At 62.6% G+C, this 16,125-nt stretch carries 17 protein-coding genes; 7 read left to right on the top strand and 10 right to left on the bottom strand.

The genetic code is table 11. From position 1 onward, the window contains the following. The first annotated feature begins 62 nt into the window (after positions 1 to 62). On the top strand, positions 63 to 239 hold the full coding sequence (locus Q3Y53_RS09340) for a hypothetical protein (RefSeq protein ID WP_226425055.1): 177 nt from the start codon (positions 63 to 65) through the stop codon (positions 237 to 239). Here the strand turns inward: Q3Y53_RS09340 and Q3Y53_RS09335 are convergent. Together Q3Y53_RS09335 and Q3Y53_RS09330 are read right to left on the bottom strand one after the other, a co-directional pair. Further along, a complete protein-coding gene (locus tag Q3Y53_RS09335) occupies positions 217 to 447 on the bottom strand; it encodes a hypothetical protein (protein ID WP_226425056.1) in 231 nt (76 codons plus the stop codon). The two genes, Q3Y53_RS09340 and Q3Y53_RS09335, sit on opposite strands and share 23 nt — an antisense overlap. 47 nt (positions 448 to 494) lie before the next feature. Then, positions 495 to 794 (bottom strand): hypothetical protein, encoded by a 300-nt coding sequence (locus Q3Y53_RS09330; protein ID WP_226425057.1) that lies wholly within the window; start codon positions 792 to 794, stop codon positions 495 to 497. A gap of 105 nt (positions 795 to 899) precedes the next feature. Here Q3Y53_RS09330 and Q3Y53_RS09325 point away from each other — a divergent pair, with 105 nt between their 5' ends. Continuing rightward, the gene (locus Q3Y53_RS09325; protein ID WP_115093073.1) at positions 900 to 1,193 is read left to right on the top strand and encodes a hypothetical protein; all 294 of its coding nucleotides are present in this window, start codon (positions 900 to 902) and stop codon (positions 1,191 to 1,193) included. On the opposite strand, the gene Q3Y53_RS09320 is transcribed toward Q3Y53_RS09325, so the two are convergent. The 6 genes from Q3Y53_RS09320 to Q3Y53_RS09295 are packed head-to-tail and all read right to left on the bottom strand — an operon-like array spanning position 1,190 to position 9,131. Beyond that, positions 1,190 to 2,329, bottom strand: a complete 1,140-nt coding sequence (locus tag Q3Y53_RS09320) for an anhydro-N-acetylmuramic acid kinase (RefSeq protein ID WP_303535308.1) — start codon at positions 2,327 to 2,329, stop codon at positions 1,190 to 1,192. The two genes, Q3Y53_RS09325 and Q3Y53_RS09320, sit on opposite strands and share 4 nt — an antisense overlap. Positions 2,330 to 2,333: 4 nt before the next feature. Next, positions 2,334 to 3,038, bottom strand: coding sequence for a TrkA family potassium uptake protein (locus Q3Y53_RS09315; RefSeq protein ID WP_226414438.1), 705 nt, complete (start codon positions 3,036 to 3,038; stop codon positions 2,334 to 2,336). Positions 3,039 to 3,062: 24 nt separating this feature from the next. Beyond that, positions 3,063 to 4,478 (bottom strand): TrkH family potassium uptake protein, encoded by a 1,416-nt coding sequence (locus Q3Y53_RS09310; protein WP_226425059.1) that lies wholly within the window; start codon positions 4,476 to 4,478, stop codon positions 3,063 to 3,065. Between the two features lie 29 nt (positions 4,479 to 4,507). Beyond that, entirely contained in the window at positions 4,508 to 6,325 is a 1,818-nt protein-coding gene (locus Q3Y53_RS09305) for an SLC13 family permease (RefSeq protein ID WP_303535304.1), read from the bottom strand. After that, a complete protein-coding gene (gene hflX / locus Q3Y53_RS09300; RefSeq protein WP_303535297.1) occupies positions 6,313 to 7,989 on the bottom strand; it encodes a GTPase HflX in 1,677 nt (558 codons plus the stop codon). The genes Q3Y53_RS09305 and hflX overlap by 13 nt, the downstream gene beginning before the upstream one ends. Next, a complete protein-coding gene (locus Q3Y53_RS09295) occupies positions 7,986 to 9,131 on the bottom strand; it encodes an NAD(P)/FAD-dependent oxidoreductase (RefSeq protein ID WP_303535295.1) in 1,146 nt (381 codons plus the stop codon). The genes hflX and Q3Y53_RS09295 overlap by 4 nt, the downstream gene beginning before the upstream one ends. A gap of 67 nt (positions 9,132 to 9,198) precedes the next feature. On the opposite strand from Q3Y53_RS09295, the gene Q3Y53_RS09290 reads away from it, so the two are divergent. Together Q3Y53_RS09290 and Q3Y53_RS09285 are read left to right on the top strand one after the other, a co-directional pair. Continuing rightward, positions 9,199 to 9,966, top strand: a complete 768-nt coding sequence (locus Q3Y53_RS09290; protein ID WP_303535293.1) for a phosphoadenylyl-sulfate reductase — start codon at positions 9,199 to 9,201, stop codon at positions 9,964 to 9,966. Continuing rightward, positions 9,967 to 10,695 carry a type III pantothenate kinase gene (locus Q3Y53_RS09285; protein WP_303535291.1) on the top strand — a complete coding sequence of 243 codons (729 nt, stop codon included), beginning with the start codon at positions 9,967 to 9,969 and terminating at the stop codon, positions 10,693 to 10,695. Here Q3Y53_RS09285 and bcp read toward each other — a convergent pair. Further along, positions 10,673 to 11,140 carry a thioredoxin-dependent thiol peroxidase gene (gene bcp / locus Q3Y53_RS09280; protein WP_226425065.1) on the bottom strand — a complete coding sequence of 156 codons (468 nt, stop codon included), beginning with the start codon at positions 11,138 to 11,140 and terminating at the stop codon, positions 10,673 to 10,675. The genes Q3Y53_RS09285 and bcp overlap by 23 nt on opposite strands. Before the next feature lie 92 nt (positions 11,141 to 11,232). Between bcp and Q3Y53_RS09275 the strand changes: the two genes are divergently transcribed. Further along, the gene (locus tag Q3Y53_RS09275) at positions 11,233 to 11,730 is read left to right on the top strand and encodes a thymidylate synthase (RefSeq protein ID WP_303535288.1); all 498 of its coding nucleotides are present in this window, start codon (positions 11,233 to 11,235) and stop codon (positions 11,728 to 11,730) included. Between the two features lie 305 nt (positions 11,731 to 12,035). Continuing rightward, on the top strand, positions 12,036 to 12,677 hold the full coding sequence (locus Q3Y53_RS09270) for an alpha/beta hydrolase (protein ID WP_226425067.1): 642 nt from the start codon (positions 12,036 to 12,038) through the stop codon (positions 12,675 to 12,677). 48 nt (positions 12,678 to 12,725) lie between these two features. On the opposite strand, the gene Q3Y53_RS09265 is transcribed toward Q3Y53_RS09270, so the two are convergent. Next, positions 12,726 to 14,891: an AAA family ATPase gene (locus Q3Y53_RS09265; protein WP_303535286.1), complete on the bottom strand. Its 2,166-nt coding sequence runs from the start codon at positions 14,889 to 14,891 to the stop codon at positions 12,726 to 12,728. A 157-nt stretch (positions 14,892 to 15,048) separates the two neighbouring features. On the opposite strand from Q3Y53_RS09265, the gene Q3Y53_RS09260 reads away from it, so the two are divergent. Further along, positions 15,049 to 16,122, top strand: a complete 1,074-nt coding sequence (locus tag Q3Y53_RS09260; protein WP_226425069.1) for an efflux RND transporter periplasmic adaptor subunit — start codon at positions 15,049 to 15,051, stop codon at positions 16,120 to 16,122. The last annotated feature ends 3 nt before the right edge of the window (positions 16,123 to 16,125 follow it).

The following is a 16,125-nucleotide window of genomic DNA, read 5'->3' as shown; positions in this document are numbered from 1 at the left end:
GGCGTGATGCCCCCCATCATCCCTGTCGGCAAACTGGTGAGGGTTCCCGGAGGCTGGTCGCCATGCTGAAACTGGAGCAGCTGGCCGCTCTCGTGGTGGCTGCAGGCTTGGCGATCGTGAGTTATTTGCTCTTCTTCAGTTGGGCCGGAGGTGGCGGATACGAACGCCGTCAGCGCACTGAGCCCAAGGCATTCCTGACGTCCGAAGCTCCAGAGTTCAAAGACCGCCTCTCGCCTTGACCAGCCAGCGTTGGCTGTCTTCATCATCGAGGCTGGCCAGATGCTCCCGCACCTCTTGGGTCGTGACGGGTAGCCCTAGTTGGTCGCCCAGGCTGCAGATGCTGGCCATGGCGCCGTTGGGATCTTGCAGCGCCTGACGGAACAGCGCCTGGGTCTGCTCCGGATTGCTACTGATTCGGGCGTACAGCTCTGCGGCGTTGGAAGCCATCGCGATCTGAGCAACTGCTCAAACGCTATTCAGAGCCGAAGGTCTTGTCAGGCGGCTTGTTCGATGCCGTCATCGTGCTGCCCCAAGGCCGAGGCGTCCTTCATGCTGCGGGCATCCATGCAGAGCACTTTGCGCAGTTGGGCGTAGTTGGCGGCCTGGGTGCTGCGCCCTTCCTGGGAGGCGTTGTATTCGGCCCTTTGCAACACATGGTGCAGGTGGGTCAGCAGGTAAGTGCTGACCACAGCTGAAACCAGCACGTCGCTGTTTTCAGCGCTGCGACGAGGGCGTCGGGACCGAGGGCGGGAGCCGGCTGGGCTGCGACGGGGGCGTGGTGTGGCTTGTGTCATGGGGTACTCCGAGGAGGACCAATGCCCCCACCATAGTCATGGATACTACCCTTGACCATCTCTGTACACTTTTTAGTAGCAGAGCCTCTTCTTGGGGATCCGGTCGTGCCCACCCGTCAGACCTCATCCAGTGGGAAGCCCAAGTCCCCAAGAATTCAGGTGGTTCTGCCTGAGGATCTTTGTGAACGCTTGACCGCCATGGCCGAGCTGGAATCCCGCACGGTGAGCAACATGGCGCGGGTGCTGATCCAGCAGGGGGTTCAGCGCCACGAGCAAGCTCTGGAGGCGTCTGCTCCCGCCCCAACCCGCGAGGAACGCTTGCGGTCGGCTCTGGAATCGCAACAGCCCCGCCGTTTGCGGGGCGCTCCCAGGCGCTTGCGCCTGCATCGGCCCGGTTAGGCCGGATTCACCTGTACGCCGAGCACGGCTTCCCGCCTGGCTCCGGTGACGGCGGGCACATTGCCGGGATGCCCTTTGTGGTGCCACCAGGCCAGTAACGCGAAGACCAGGGCTTCTCGGGCTGCAGTCGGCACCCCCAGCCTGCTGCTTTCGTCCAGCTGCAACCCTCGGCAGCGCCGCCGCAGCTCATCGATCAACACCGGGTTTTGACTGCCACCGCCAGCTGTGATCAGTTCGATTGGTGCGACGCCACGTCTTTGGCGCAGGTGCTCCAGATCCTGGGCGACCACAGCAGCGGGAAAAGCCGTCAGGGTTGCGATGGCGTCCGCCGCTGAGGCTCCACCGAGCTGAAGCAGGCGCCGGTTGAGGTCGTCCTGCCCGAAACTCTCCCGTCCTGTGGATTTCGGTGGTGTCAGCTGGAAGTAATCCTCTTGAAGCCAGCGCTGGATCCAGCCCTCATCCGCACGGCCCTGCGCTGCCATCGCTCCACCCTTGTCGAAGGGTTGGGCTCCATTGGTGAAGTGGCGCATGCCCAGGTCGATCAGGCTGTTGGCTGGTCCGCAGTCCCATCCCAAGACAGCGGTATGGCGGTCGCCTCCACTGCCGGGGGGGATCAGGGTGAGGTTGGCAATGCCGCCCAGGTTCAGCAGTGCCCGCCAGCCCTGCGTGCGTCCCAGCAGCGCCGCATCGGCCCGAGGCACGAGCGGTGCTCCCTGTCCCCCAAGCACCAGATCAGCCGCGCGGAAGTTATGGACCACCGGCCTTTGCAACAGATGGGCGAGCAGTGGGGCCTGCAGCATCTGCCAGCTGGCCCCTGCTGCCCCTTGGGCCGGGGGGCGGTGCCAGACGGTCTGGCCATGGCAGCCGATCAGCTCAGCTTGTGCATCGGGGTCGCAGGCCCGTGCCGCGGCGGCTTGCACCTCCGTGATGGCTTCTGCCAGCTGTAGCCAGACGGCTGCCGGCATCGGTTCGCCCTGGCCGGCTGCCACCACCTGCTGCTGCAGTTGGAGCGGATAGGGCTGATGGTGGTGGTGAAGCAGGGACCACTGAGGACGCTGGGATGGGCCGTCGAAGCTCGCCAGCACGGCATCAACACCGTCAGCACTGGTTCCGCTCATCAGCCCGAGGCAGTGCATCGGCTCAGTTTTTCGGGAGCCGTTGCAGGTCGTCCACCAGTCCCATCACCACCAGCAGATGTCCCTCCTCCAGCACGTGGGATGCCGGTGGGTTCACCATCAGGCTGCTTTGCGGTCCTGCCGCCAGCACGTTGACCCTGAAGTTTTTGCGCAAATTCAGATCCCTGAGCGAGCGCCCCACAAAGGGTTCTGGAACCTTGATCTCCTCGATGCAGTGCTGTTCATCCAGGGCCAGCCTCTCCATCAGGTTGGGGCGCACCAGTTCCAGCCCCAGGCGCTCGCCCTGCATCCGCGAGGGAAAGATCACTCGGTCGGCCCCCACCCGCTTCAGCATTTTTTCGTGGAGGTCACTCGTTGCCCTCGCGATCACCTGGCGAACGCGGCTCCCCTCGCTGTCTTTGGCGATCAAGGTCGCGGTGATGCTGGCCTCGATCGGTTCACTGATCGCCACCACGACAGTGCCCATTTCAAGCACGCCGGCTTCCCGCAGGGCCTCTTCGTCGGTGCAGTCCACGACGCGGGCCTCCACGCTGGGCTCCACTTGACGAAGTTCATCCACCGCTCGCTCTGAGCGGTCCACGGCCAGCACATCCGCTCCGTTCTGAAGCAGTTCCCGGCACACGGCGATGCCGAAACGGCCCACGCCGATGATCGCGAAGCCGAGGCGATCGCTGCCCTGGACCGGGCTCCACTGCCACCACTCCTTCATCGCTGCCTCCCCCGCTGATCACGCTCAGACATACAGATCCTCGCTGGGGTAACCGACTCGATTCTGGCGATTCATCTGGATTTGTTCCTGAGTCATCGCTTCCCAGATCGCACTCAGCAGCAAAAGGATGCCCAGTCGTCCCACAAACATTCCCACCATCAGCACCGCCTGGCCGAAACGGGGGAGTTCAACGGTTACCCCCAGATCCAAACCCACGGTGGCAAAGGCGGAGATGCAGGTGAACAGCATTTCCATAAAGGTGAACGAATCCTTGCCGTTCAAATTGCTGGCGATGCTGATCAGCATCGCCATGGCCATCACGAACAGCAGGGAGCCCACCGTGATGCCGACGGCCCGCAGCACCACCTTGTCGCTGATGCTTCTGTTGCGGATCACCACCACCTCCCGGCCCCGCAGGGTGGAGCGGGTGGCCGCCATCAAGGCCGCCACGGTGGTGGTCTTGATCCCACCGCCGGTGCCGCCGGGGCTGGCCCCGATGAACATCAGCACCATCAGCAGCAGCAGGCTGGATTCGGTGACGGTGTCGAGCGAGAGCGGAACGGTGCTGAAGCCTGCTGTGCGTGCCGTGACGGATTTGAACAGTGCGGTGAGCCACCGCTCAGACAAGGGCATGCCAGCGAAGATCTCGCCCTGGTTCAACCATTCCGTCAGGGCCAGCCCCCCTGCTCCGAAGGCGATCAAGATCATGGTGGTGCGCAGCACCAGGCGGGAGTGCAGGCTCAGACGACGCCGGCCTTGCCGTCTGCGCAGCAGCTGCGTGCTCAGATCGCTGGTGACCCGCCATCCCAGGCCGCCTGCCACGATCAGCAGCATCACCACGGCATTCACAACGCCATTGCTGCGGTAGCGCTCGAGGCTGTCGCTCCAGAGTCCGAATCCCGCGTTGTTGTAAGCCGAGATGCTGTGGAACAGCGCAGCCCAGAGGCGTTCTGCGTGGTTGGGGATGTCATCGAAGCCGAAGTGATACAGAATCACGGCCCCCAGCAGGATCACCAGCGTCGCCGTCAGGGCAATGCCACGAAACGTGCGCCCGACGCCCCCCACGCCGAATTCATCCAGGGCCTGGCCCCGGTCCAGCCGGCGTCGCAGGGCTGTTCCTTGCACCACAAAGCCCTGCAGAAACGTGGTGATGGCCATCAGGCCAAGGCCCCCCGCCAGGATCATCAGGGCCAGCACCACCTGGCCGAAGGTCGTGAGATCGGTGCCGATGTCGATGATCGACAGCCCCGTCACGGTGATGGCTGATGTGGCTGTGAACAGAGCTTCCCAAAGCCCAACGCGGCTTGAGGAGCACAGCGGAGTGGCCAAAAGCAGCGTGCCGATCAGCACCACTAGCAATCCAGTCACCACGGTGAACTGGGGAACCGTGAGCCGACGATGCCAGCCCTGGCTGCGTTCGATGGCCCTTCCGATCGGCACAGGCGCGCGTGAGATCTGACCAGTGTTGTTCAGGATCCGCCGTAATGCCAGAGAATCAAGGCCGGCACGAGAATGGTCATGATCACCGTCAGGCCAAGTCCATAGCGGGTGACGTCAAGAAAGCGATAACGGCCTGGGCCGAACACCATCAAATTGGTCTGATACCCCACGGGGGTAAGAAAGGACTGACTGGCCCCGAACAGCACTGTGATCAGCAAGGCGGTGGGGGACAGCTGCAGGGACGGAGCCAGTTGCACTGCCACCGGCGCCAGCAGGGCGACTGAGGCCGCATTGCTCATCACCTGCGTCAACAGCGTGGTGCCGATGAAGACCACCATCAAAGCGGCATAGCTTGGCCAGCCCGCTAGCCCCTGTTGGAGCACCAGGGCGAGGGCATCGGCCAGGCCCGTGTTCTGCATGGCAACACTGAAACTGGTCAGGGATCCCAGCAGCAGGATCACGTCCAGCCGGATTGAGCGCTGCAGTTCACCAAGGCGAAGGCAGCCGGTGGCCACCACGCTCACCATGGCCAACAGCACCGCCGCCACCAGGGGGATAGGGGTGAGAGTCGGCAGCAGCAGCATCGCCAAGGCGATGCTGACGGCCACGGGCTTGCGCCGCACGGTGGGCAGGTCATCCTCCAGACGATCCAGCACCAAAAGGTCGTTGCTGGCCTGCAGGCCGCGGATGGAGTCGATTGGTGCCTGGAGTAGCAGCACATCGCCCTCCCTCAGGATCACCTGGCCGAGGCGTTCCTGAACGGTCTCCTGGCCGCGGCGCAGGGCGAGAACGGTGGCGTTGTGGCGCTGCCGGAACCGTAGTTCCCGCAAACTGGCACCAGCCAAGGTGGAGCCAGCAGGCAACAAAACCTCCACGGTTTTTTGTCCACTGGCCTCTTCGGTGTTCAGGCTGAAACCAGCGTTCTGCCCCTGGGTTGTGAGCTGAATTGTGTGATCCTGCTGGAGCCGCAGCAGATCAAGGCGGGTGACCCGCAACAGCAGATGATCGCCGGCCTCAAGACGACGGTCCGCCAGGGGTGGCAGGAGTCGCTCTCCACCGCGCTGTAGTTCCAGCACGTCAACGTCGAAACGACGTTGCAATCGACTGTTTAGGAGAGAGCTGCCCACCAGCTCCGACTCCGGTGGTATGCGGACTTCCGTGCAGTAGCTGCTGGTCTTGGGGTTGCCGCCGAGGTCATCCGTGCTGGCACCTCGGTCCGGCAACAGCACCCTTGGAGCCAAAACCAGATAAATGGCCCCTGCCAGCCAGACCGGCAGGCTGATCAGGGTGAAGCTGAACAGATCGAGGGAGCCATAGCCCAGTTGTTCACTGATATCGCTAACCAGCAGATTCACAGAGCTGCCCAGCAGGGTGAGGGTGCCCCCCAGAACGGTTGAAAACGACAACGGCAACAGCACCCGGGATGGCGAAATGCCGCGCCTTTGGCACCAGCCCTCCACCACGGGTAGCAGCGATGCCACCACGGGCGTGTTGGGTACAACTCCCGATACCGGGGCGATCACGAAAGCCATCAGCGCGATCAGACGGCGCGAGGAGCGGATCCGCTCCGAGGCGATCAGGGCCCTCAGGCGATCCAGGGCACCGCTTTTGAACAGTGCAGCGGAGACAGGGAACAGGCCCAACAGGGTGATCAGTGCAGGACTGCCGAACCCCGCTAGGGCCTCCTGGGGATTGAGCACACCGGTGGCGATCAGCAGGCTCAGGCTCAGCAACCCGGTGAGCTCCGGGGCAATCACTCCGGTGATGAACAGCACCACCGCCAGCCCCAACACGGCCAGGGTGATCAACGCTTGAGGGTTCTGAAGAGCGCTGCTCAGCTCGGCCATGGCGGCGAGTCGCCGATCGTCAATTGCGGCGATTCTGCCCCGGGATCAAAAAATTGCTCGCGCAACCACTGCTGTAGGCCCTGCAACCCATCCCCCCGCACGGCCGAGAGAAACAGGGCGTCGGGTTCCCGCTGATGAATCGTCTCGATCGCAGTCGCCTCACAGCGGTCGATCTGATTGGCGATCACCCGGCGCAAGGCTGTGCTGTCGAGGTCATCGAGCAGGCGATGCACTGTGTCGAGGTGGCCTTGCCAGTCGGGGTCGGCAAGGTCGACCACCAGCAGCAGCACATCGGCGTCCAGTGCCTCCTCCAGCGTCGCGCGGAAGGCTTCCACCAGTGGGGCGGGGAGATCGCGGATGAAGCCCACGGTGTCAGTGAGCAGAAGCCGTTGGGGTCGTGCCCCAGGGCAGGGCAGGTCGAGTTTCCGCGTGGTGGGGTCCAGGGTGGCGAACAACTTGTTCTCCGCCAGCACGCGATCACTGGCCCGTTTGCCACACAAGGCATTGAGCAGGCTGGATTTCCCCGCGTTCGTATACCCAACCAGTGCCACCCGCGGCAGACCACGCCGCTGATCCCGCAAGCGGCTGCGGTGGGATTGAAGTTGGCGTTGATCTCGAAGCAGTCGTTCGATGCGTCGGCTGATGGCCCTTCGGTCCTTTTCCAGCTGTGTTTCCCCAGGGCCGCGCGTGCCGATCCCGCCGCCCTGCCGGGAGAGGCTGCTGCCACGTCCCAGCAGGCGCGGCAGCCGGTAGCGCAGCTGAGCCAGTTCCACTTGAAGCCGTCCTGCAGCACTGCCGGCCCGCTGGGCAAAGATGTCGAGGATCAATTCGCTGCGGTCGGAGACCGGGCAGCTGAGCAGCCGTTCCAGATTGCGCGCCTGCACGGGGGTGAGCTCCCTGTCGGTGATGACCAGGGAGGCCTGGCAGCGGCGGATCTCGAGGGCGGCTTCCTGAAGTTTTCCGGAGCCCCAGAGCGTTTGGGGATTGGTTTGGCCCCGGCGCTGGCTGGTCCGGGCCACCGGTTCGGCGCCTGCACTGCGCACCAGTCCTTCCAGCTCAGCCAGATCCCGCTGGTCGCGCTGCTCATCGCCACTGGTGAGCGTGAGCAGAAGCACCCGCTCGTCTCCGGCCGCGGCGCTGATGCTTTGGGGTTGAGGTTCGTCCGGTGTGAGGGTGCAAAGGTCCCTCAGATCGCCCTGTTCAAAAGGCCTCCAGCCATCGGGTTGCGATGGGTCAGGGATCAACAGTTCGGCCGGCCGAGCTCCATCGGCCGCCGGGCACGGTGCAAATCGCAGCCAGTGCCGAGGAGCGATGTCGAGGGCGACCACGGCGTCGCGGGGATCCTGGTGCAGCCCTTTGCGGGCGAAAGGGCAGCTGATCAGTCGCCATCCCCCGCTGCTCCGCCGCGGTGTTGCCGGCAGATGTTGCAGCAGCGAATCGCTGCCGGTGAGAGGCCCCAGCCAGAGCAGGCGGCAGAGCCCACGGCCGTCCAGCACCAGATGCAGTGGCATCTCCAGATCCAGCACCAGATCGGCCAAGCGTTCCAGGCTCAGCAGATCGGCCCCGCAGTCTTCGGGATGACGGCGATGGCTTAAGCGCTCCAGCTGCCGTTGCTGGCTGGGGCGCAGACCACGACAACGCCCTCCAAGGTGGGATTGCTTCAACGGTTCAACAACCAGGCGCCAGCCGAGCGCAGACCCAGGGAGAGCCCTGGCAGGCGCGTGAGATACGTGGCCCGTCGAAGCTGAAAGGCCAAGGGGCCAGCGAGGGTGAGCCCCATGCCGGTGAGGGTGGCGTCACCGACACCGAGGCTGAGCATTTCGCCTCGGTCCTCGAAATGGAAGGGTTGGGGCTCTTCGTCCATCCTGAGCTTCGCGATGGCTGCTGCAGTGGCATCGCCCTGCTGCATCGCCACCTGGGCGCTTGAGGGCCATGGGCTGCCTGGCTGGGCTGAGACATCCCCGATGGCGAACGTGTTGGCGTTCCCCACCAGGCGCAGGTCATCATCAACGGCCAGACGGCCCCGTTCCAGCACCGGCGTGGGTGAGATGGCTGGAATGGAGGGACTGCTTCCTGCTGTCCAGACCAAGCCTGCGTGCCGGAGTACAGCGCCATCGGCAAGAACAGCAGTGCTGGACTTCACTTCGCTCACGCTGGTGTTCAGCTGAACCACCACCCCTTTGCGTTCCAGCGCGGCCTGGGCCCGCTCCCGATTGAACGCTGTACTGCCGGGAAGGATTTCATCGCCCATCTCCACCAGTCGAACGCTGGCAGCACCGTCGATCAAATCCGCCAACTTGCAGGCCAGCTCCACGCCGGTGGGTCCCGCGCCAACAATGATCAGACCGGCATCTTCATGCCGTTGCTGATCCAGGTTGTTGATCCATTGCTTGAGGCGGCTCACATCGCTGAGGTCTCGGAAGCCGGAGCCGTGTTCCTTGACGCCTGGAATGCCGAAATCGTTGGCTTTCGATCCCGTCGCCAACACCAGTTGCGCCCAGCCCAAGCGGTCTCCGGAGGCCAATTCGATGCTTTGGCTGGTTTGATCGATTCCAACAACGCTGTCTTGAATCCAGCAGACGCTGTTGTTCAGCAGTTGGTCATAGCGGGGGGCCACTTCCCAGCCTTGAAGCTCATCGCTAAGCAGTTCGTACAGCAATGGTTGAAACAGAAAGCGATCCCGCGGTTCGATCAGAACGATGGGGCAGCTGGGCTGTCGTCGCTGAAGAGCAAGTGCTGTGAACAGTCCTCCGAATCCACCGCCAACGATCACCACGGCATCCGATGGGGACGAGGGTGAACGCATGAAAGGAACTGCCGATTCTCAAACGATAGGAACCACCGCTGGTCCCACGACAGGGGAAGATGGCGTGATGACGGAGGCTCCCGAGTCCATGGTGCCCATGGCGGTGCAAAACGAGTTGCTCGAGGGGCGCAAGCTGCTGGAGTCGATGGAGCCTCAGCAGCGGTTGGCTTGGGGACTCGAGCAGTTCGGCGAGAGCTTCGTCCTCACCACGAGTTTCGGGATTCAATCGGCTGTGCTTTTGCACATGCTGAGCACCCTCCCCGGCGGTGATGCTGTGCCGGTGATCTGGATCGATACCGGTTATCTGCCTCCAGAGACGTACACCTACGCCGATCAACTCACCCAGCAGCTCAGGATTCGTCTGGTGGTGAGTCAGAGCGAGATGTCCCCAGCTCGTATGGAGGCCCTCCATGGTCGGCTCTGGGAGTCCGGTCGAGTGGAAGACATGGAGACTTATCACCGTATCCGCAAGGTAGAACCCCTGGAGCGGGCGCTCAACAACCTGGACACGCGCTGCTGGGCTAGCGGTGTGCGGCGTGGGCAGACCGATCACCGCCGCTCGATGACGGCATTGGATCCGATTCGGGATCGCTGGTCATTGCGACCCTTGCTCGAGTGGACGCAGCGCGACGTTTACTACTACATGCAAGCGAACAATCTCCCCCAGCATCCGTTGTTTGAGCAGGGTTATTCCACCGTGGGGGACTGGCATTCCAGTGGACCTGATGTGGGAGAACTGAGTGGCCGCGACACCCGATTCGGAGGACTGAAGCAGGAGTGTGGAATCCATGTACCCCAGGAGGCCAATGAAGGGCTAATGGGTGAAGGCATCTGAGTGGCGGGCTCTGAACGGGGCGGCGGTCGCGCTCTGCTGATTGGCAACAGCCGCTGGCATTGGGCTCAGCGGCATGACCACGGTGTTCGTGTTGATCACGGGGGCCCAGATCCTGCTCGCATCGGGAGCGAACCTCCGATCTGGGCGGCGGTGGGGTCGGTGCCCGAGCAGCTCATGGCCCATCAGGATCTGCGCATTCGCCTGGAGGATGTGCCCTTGCCGCAGGCGCCACCTTGGTTGGGTGTGGATCGAGCCCTCGGGGCCTGGATGGCCTGGCGCTGCAGTCAGGAGCGAAAGCTCGACTGTTCCAGGGGCTTGCTTCTGGTGGATGCCGGCACCGTCTTGAGCATCACCCGGGTGACGGCTGATGGTTGTTTTGGAGGAGGTCAGTTGATTCCCGGCTACCGGCTTCAACTCCAGGCCATGGCAGAGGGAACCGTCGGCCTTCCCTCAACTGCTGACCTCAGCGACGACGACGAGGCCTTCCAAGAGGTCTTCCCACAACAGACAGTCGCAGCCATGCGGCGCGGTGTGTTGGAGGCGATGTTGGCCACCATCACAGCGGCTCAGCAGCATGCCCAAGGGCTGCTGTGGATCTGCGGTGGCGACGCTGCCCTGGTGCAAAGGCACTGGACAGGCTCACCATCCTTGTTGCAGCTGGAGGGCGATCTTCAGTTGCAAGCGCTGCTGAATTTGGGTGCTGGGCTCAGCTCAGGTCGAGATCGCTGATCAGTGTGTCGGCCATGGTGGCCGCTTTCACCTTGAGATAAATCCGCTCGAGTTTTCCCTCTTCATCAATCAGGAAGGTGTGGCGCATCATCCCCATGTATTCGCGCCCCATGAACTTCTTCAACCCATAGCTCTCATAGAGGCTGGCGACAGCACAGGGCTCCTCATCGGTGAGCAGGGTGAACGGAAGTTCGTGCTTGTTGATGAATTTGTTGTGGGAGGTGGCCCCGTCCTTGCTGATGCCCAAGACGGTGATGTTGTGGGCCTTCAGTTCCTCCCAGCGATCGCGGAAGTTGCAGGCTTCTTTGGTGCAGCCTGGGGTGTCGTCCTTGGGATAGAAGTACAGAACAACCTTCTTTCCGCGCAGTGAAGCGAGGCTGATGGGATCGCCGTTTTGATCGGGCAGGGTGAAGTCGGGGGCGGCGTCGCCGATTTGCAGACTCACGGAAGAGGTTTTTTCTGTGGCGGCAGCGTACGGCCTTCAGGACAAGACTGTCTGTGCTGCTTACGTTGCAACCAGCCTGCAGCTTTTGGGCGATGGTGTCGCGGATCCGGGTCGAGCAAATCGCACGCTCTATGGCGGCTCTGGGCCTTTTGGCCATGGGGGTGAGTGCACTCGTTGCGCCGCGACAAGGGTTCTCGTTCGATCACGGTGCTCCTCAGCCGTCGCCGGCGGATCTCAGCCGGCGGCTGATGCAGCGTGAAATCACCCTGCATCAGCGCAGCGAAGCCGAAACCCTGCTGATGGAGTTCACCCGCGCGCAGATGACGCGCCATTACTGGGGTGAATTCGCAAGTTCTCTGCAAGATCTGGGCCTGTCCTCCGGGCCGCAGTTGCTGGCGAGGGTGGATCGTGATGCTGTTCGGACCCGGCTGTGGCTTGAGCCCCATCACGGCACGGAGGCCTACCTGGCGGAGGTGGAGCGCTCGGGCGGTCGATTGCGGATGCACCACTGTCGTGGTGATCGGGAGGGAACAGGCCAGGCTGAGGCCGGGCGTTGTCCAGATGGCTGGCAACGCATTCAGTTGAATTGACTAGCGAGTTTTAGTTTTGATCCCTCGTTGGGTTCGAGCCGATCTGAATTTTTCAGTTTTAGGTGATTCTCATGTCATGGAGAATTCTCTTGACTGGCTTGGGTTCCCTAGGCGACCTAGCTGGGTAGGTGATTCCTGATTTGGGCTTTGAGAAGGTACAAATCGGCCTGAATTTTTGAGTCTCGCGCGTCTCTTTCTTTGGAAAGCTAGTGGTATCGGCACTCTTGGATCCTTAAGGCTTTTGGTGATGCCCGCAGTTTCTATTTTCAGGGCTACGTTTTTCTTGACGTCCCTTTTTGTCGTCCGTGTTTAATCGTCTCGCTGCTGGCCTGCTGGCCGGTGCATCCCTCGCCGCCTTGGCTGTTCCTGCTGAAGCAGGCACAAAGCGTCCTGTCCGCTGGAACACCGGCGGCGCCGTGTGGACCACCACTTCTTCTGAATTCAAAACCTTCCTCAGCACCGGTGAAATCACCGACCGTGCTCTGGATGCCGGCATCAACAACTCCGGTTGGACTGCCGAAGAAATCCAGGAAGGCATGACCAAGACCTATGCCGTCGACATTATCGGCGTGCATCGCTTCCTGTACTCCGACGACGGCGTCAAGTTCCTGAAGGATCAGACCCGCTCTTACTTCCCCTACTGGAAGATGAAGTCCACCTCCGTGGTGGCCCTTCGTTCCGCGATCATCGCCGACTCCATCGACGGTGAAATCTCCTCCGCCGGCATCATGGCTGAGCTGCCCGTTGACTTCCGCCTGGCTGACACCTGCGGCACCTACGACGGCATCCAGAACGTCTGCGCTCCCGACAAGTGCGAAGGCGACGCCCAGTGCACCTCGCTGCTGTCCTGGTATGTCTTCCTGCCCGCCTGCGTTCAGGCCAACTCAGTGCTGCCTGAGCCCGCTGCACGTCCCGCCTACGTCGCTCCTGCACGTCCCCTCTGGTGATCAGGCCCTGAGCCCTTTGCCTTCACCCCGGCTTCGGCCGGGGTTTTTTTATGGCGTGCTTCGTTCGCCTTGGATCAATTGATGACGCATCGGCAGTCGCAGGCCAACCTCGCCCAGGCTGTTCAACGATCGGCGCAACTGCGTCAGCACCTCCGTGCTGATTTCTCCCATGGCCTGCCGGTAGGGCGACCCTTCGGCCAGCCATCGCTCAGCCAGCTCCGTCCCCCCCGGCAGGGTTAGATGCTCCACCCACTCCTCACAACGGAGCTGCCAGCCGGCGTTCGCCAACAACTCGTCCGGACGCAGCTGCAGCTCAAGCCACTGCTGTTCTTGAGCCACCAGATCGCTGAACAGCTCGGCCATATCTCCGTTGTGCTGGAGCGCACCGGCGGGCCCCATTTCGGCGCGGCTGACCAACAGCCGTAAGCCCGTTGTCGGTAGGGCATGCCGGTTGATCGCCTCCAGCAGCGCTGTCCAGTTCTGTCCTTGCAGGTCGGCCGCGGCGAGCCGTCCTCCGATCCAGTCGAAGGCTTGGCTCGGTGGCAGAGCGTTGAAGTCGCCGGTCAAGAGGTCTGGCCGATGCTCCGGTTCGAGCAGATCCATCTGCGCTTCCAAGCGGCTGCGGTCGGCTTCGTTGTCGCAGAGCACGGTCACGCCACCTTCCGGGGCGGCCCTCAATGGATCGAGGGCCCAGATCAGCGAGCGCATCCCTAACAACAGCACCCGATCTCGACGGGTCCAGGGAATCTCTCGCCAAAGCCGCTCGCGCAGGCGCTGCAGTCGTTCCCCCTCCTGCCCGAGTTGACGCTGCACCCAGCGATCCACGCCGGGACGGTCGGGTCCGCTGCTCAGCAGCAAGGGCTGGTCGGCTGCCAGCTCCGCGGCCGCGGCGAGTTGGGCCGCCCGGCGTTCGGCCATCCGCTCGCGCCGTTCTCCTTCCCAGCCGAGTTGGCCGGGCTGCCAGAACACTTCCCCTTGCAGGGATGTGGGGAGGTATTGCTGCTCTACCCAGTGTTCCGCGTAGGCGTGGGGGTAGCGGTAGCCCGCGCCATCGCCAAAGGCGGCTCCATCCCGGTTGGCATCGCGCAAATGACCGGGCACGTCTTGTTTCTGTGCATCGCGCACTGTTTTGAGGGCATCAAAGAAGCCCAGAACGCTGTTGCTCTTCTCTGTGCCCGCCAGGTACAACGCGGCCTGTGCCAAGGGATACAGGCCTTCGGGCAGCCCCACCCGTTCGAAGGCTGCGGCACAGGCTTCCACCACAACGATGGCCTGTGGGTCGGCCAGGCCGATGTCTTCCCCTGCTGCAATCAGCATCCGTCGAAAAATGAAGCGCGGGTTCTCACCGGCTTCCACCATTCGCGCCAGCCAGAACAGCGCCGCATCGGCATCGGAGCCCCGCAGCGATTTGATGAAGGCGCTGATGGTGTCGTAGTGGGCATCGCCGTGCTTGTCGTAAAGCACAGCCCGCTGCTGGATGGATTCCTCGGCGATAGCCAGGTTGATCTGAATCACGCCGTCGCCATCGGGCTCGGAGCTCTCCACCGCTAGTTCAAGGGCATTGAGCAGGCTGCGGGCGTCTCCTCCCGCCACATCAACGAGGTGGTCGGCGGCATCGCGGCTGATGGCGATTGAGCGGTCGCCGTAGCCCCTCTCGTCGTCCGCAAGGGCACGTTGCAGCAGCCTCTGCAAATCCTCCGCCTCCAGCGGCAGTAGACGAAACAGCCGTGAGCGGCTGACCAGCGCCTTGTTGACTTCGAAATAAGGGTTTTCCGTGGTGGCACCGATCAGGGTGACGGTCCCGTTCTCCACCCACGGCAACAGCGCATCCTGTTGGGCGCTGTTGAAGCGGTGCACTTCGTCGATGAACAGGATCGTGCGCAAGCCATGCCGTTCAAGACGCTGGCGTGCAGCATCCACCTCGATTCGCAGGTCCTTAACGCCGGCCAGCACGGCGTTAAGGCTGCTGAAGTGAGCGCGGGTGTGGTTGGCAACGATCCGCGCCAGGGTCGTTTTGCCGACCCCGGGCGGGCCATGCAGGATCAGGTTGCCGACCCGATCGGCCTTGATGGCACGGCGCAGGAGCCGTCCGTCGGCCAGGATCCCGCTCTGGCCTTCAAATTCCTCCAGCGTGCGCGGCCGCATGCGGTCGGCCAGGGGTGCCAGCCGCCGCAGTTGCTGTTCACCTTGAAAAGCGAAGAGGTCCTGAGCCAACAAACCATCGGCGATGACCCAGTGTCCCTGACGTTCTCAATCGGCGCTTGAGCTGGGCCGAATCGAATGTTTTTTGGCGTGCCTGTTTCGAAGCCTGCAGACCTTCGCAGTCAGGCCCCCAAGAACCCTGCATAATCCGGGTCAAAGCCCTATTGCCGTGCGTCATCCGCAGCGACTTCTGCTCACCCTCGCCGCTCTGATCACGGTCAGTTCCTGCAAAAGCGAGGCACCGAAGCCGCCGCCACCGAAGGTACAGGCCGTTCCCGCTCAGCTTGCTGAGTTCACCGAGGGTGTCGACACCGTCAGCACCTTGGAGGCCAGCAACCTTGTCGAGCTCGCTGCCCAGTCGGGAGGACGAATTCTTGAGTTGAAGATTCGCCAGGGTGATGAAGTTGCACCTGGTCAGCTGTTGGTGGTGCTCGATCAGGTCGAGAAAAAAGCCAAAGCCGACACCGCCAAAGCCAATTACGAGCGTTACGTCTACCTGACCGAGACGGGTGCTGCGTCGCAGAAGGAATTGGATCGCTACCGCACCCAATACATCGCAGCCCAGGCCGAGCTCGACTACAGCAATCTGAGCTCACCCTCTGCTGGCACGGTTGCTGATGTGAAGGTGAAGGTGGGCGATGTGATTCAGCAAGGCCAGGTTTTCACCAGCCTGGTGCAGAACAACGAATTGGAAGCACGTGTTGAGGTGCCCGCCGTGTTCTCGACACGTCTGGCTCTAGGACAGCCGGTGTTGCTCAGTGCTCCAGGCAGTTACGAGTTGATTGCTACTGGAGAAGTCGGCTCGATCGACCCAAGGGTCAACAAACAGACCCAAGGATTGTTGGTGAAGGCGGTCTTCCCTAACACCGATGGGCAACTGAAGGATGGGCAGCGTCTGCGCACGCGGGTGCAGATCAAGGCGGAAGAACAGCTGGCCGTTCCCTTCGCCGCTGTCACCCAGACCTCGGGCCAGAGCTTCGTGTTCCGACTCGGCAGTTTCGAGGAGCTCAAAGAGAATCCTGGCAAGGCCGATCTTGAGACCCTGGAGAAGGGGATCAAGGCCGGCAAACTTCCCGCTGATGCCAAGTTTGCCCTGCAGACGCCGGTCACGGTGGGCGAGCTGGAGAACCAGCTGTATCCGATTACCAAAGGACTGGAAGCCAATCAGATGGTGGTCACCACCAATCTGCTCAACCTGAAACACGGCATGCCTGTGCAGGTGCAACCCGCCAAGGCGAACTGAGGT

The organism is Synechococcus sp. YX-04-1 (genome assembly GCF_030546365.1).
Lineage (GTDB): Bacteria > Cyanobacteriota > Cyanobacteriia > PCC-6307 > Cyanobiaceae > Parasynechococcus.
This window is presented reverse-complemented; position numbering and strand designations above follow the sequence as displayed.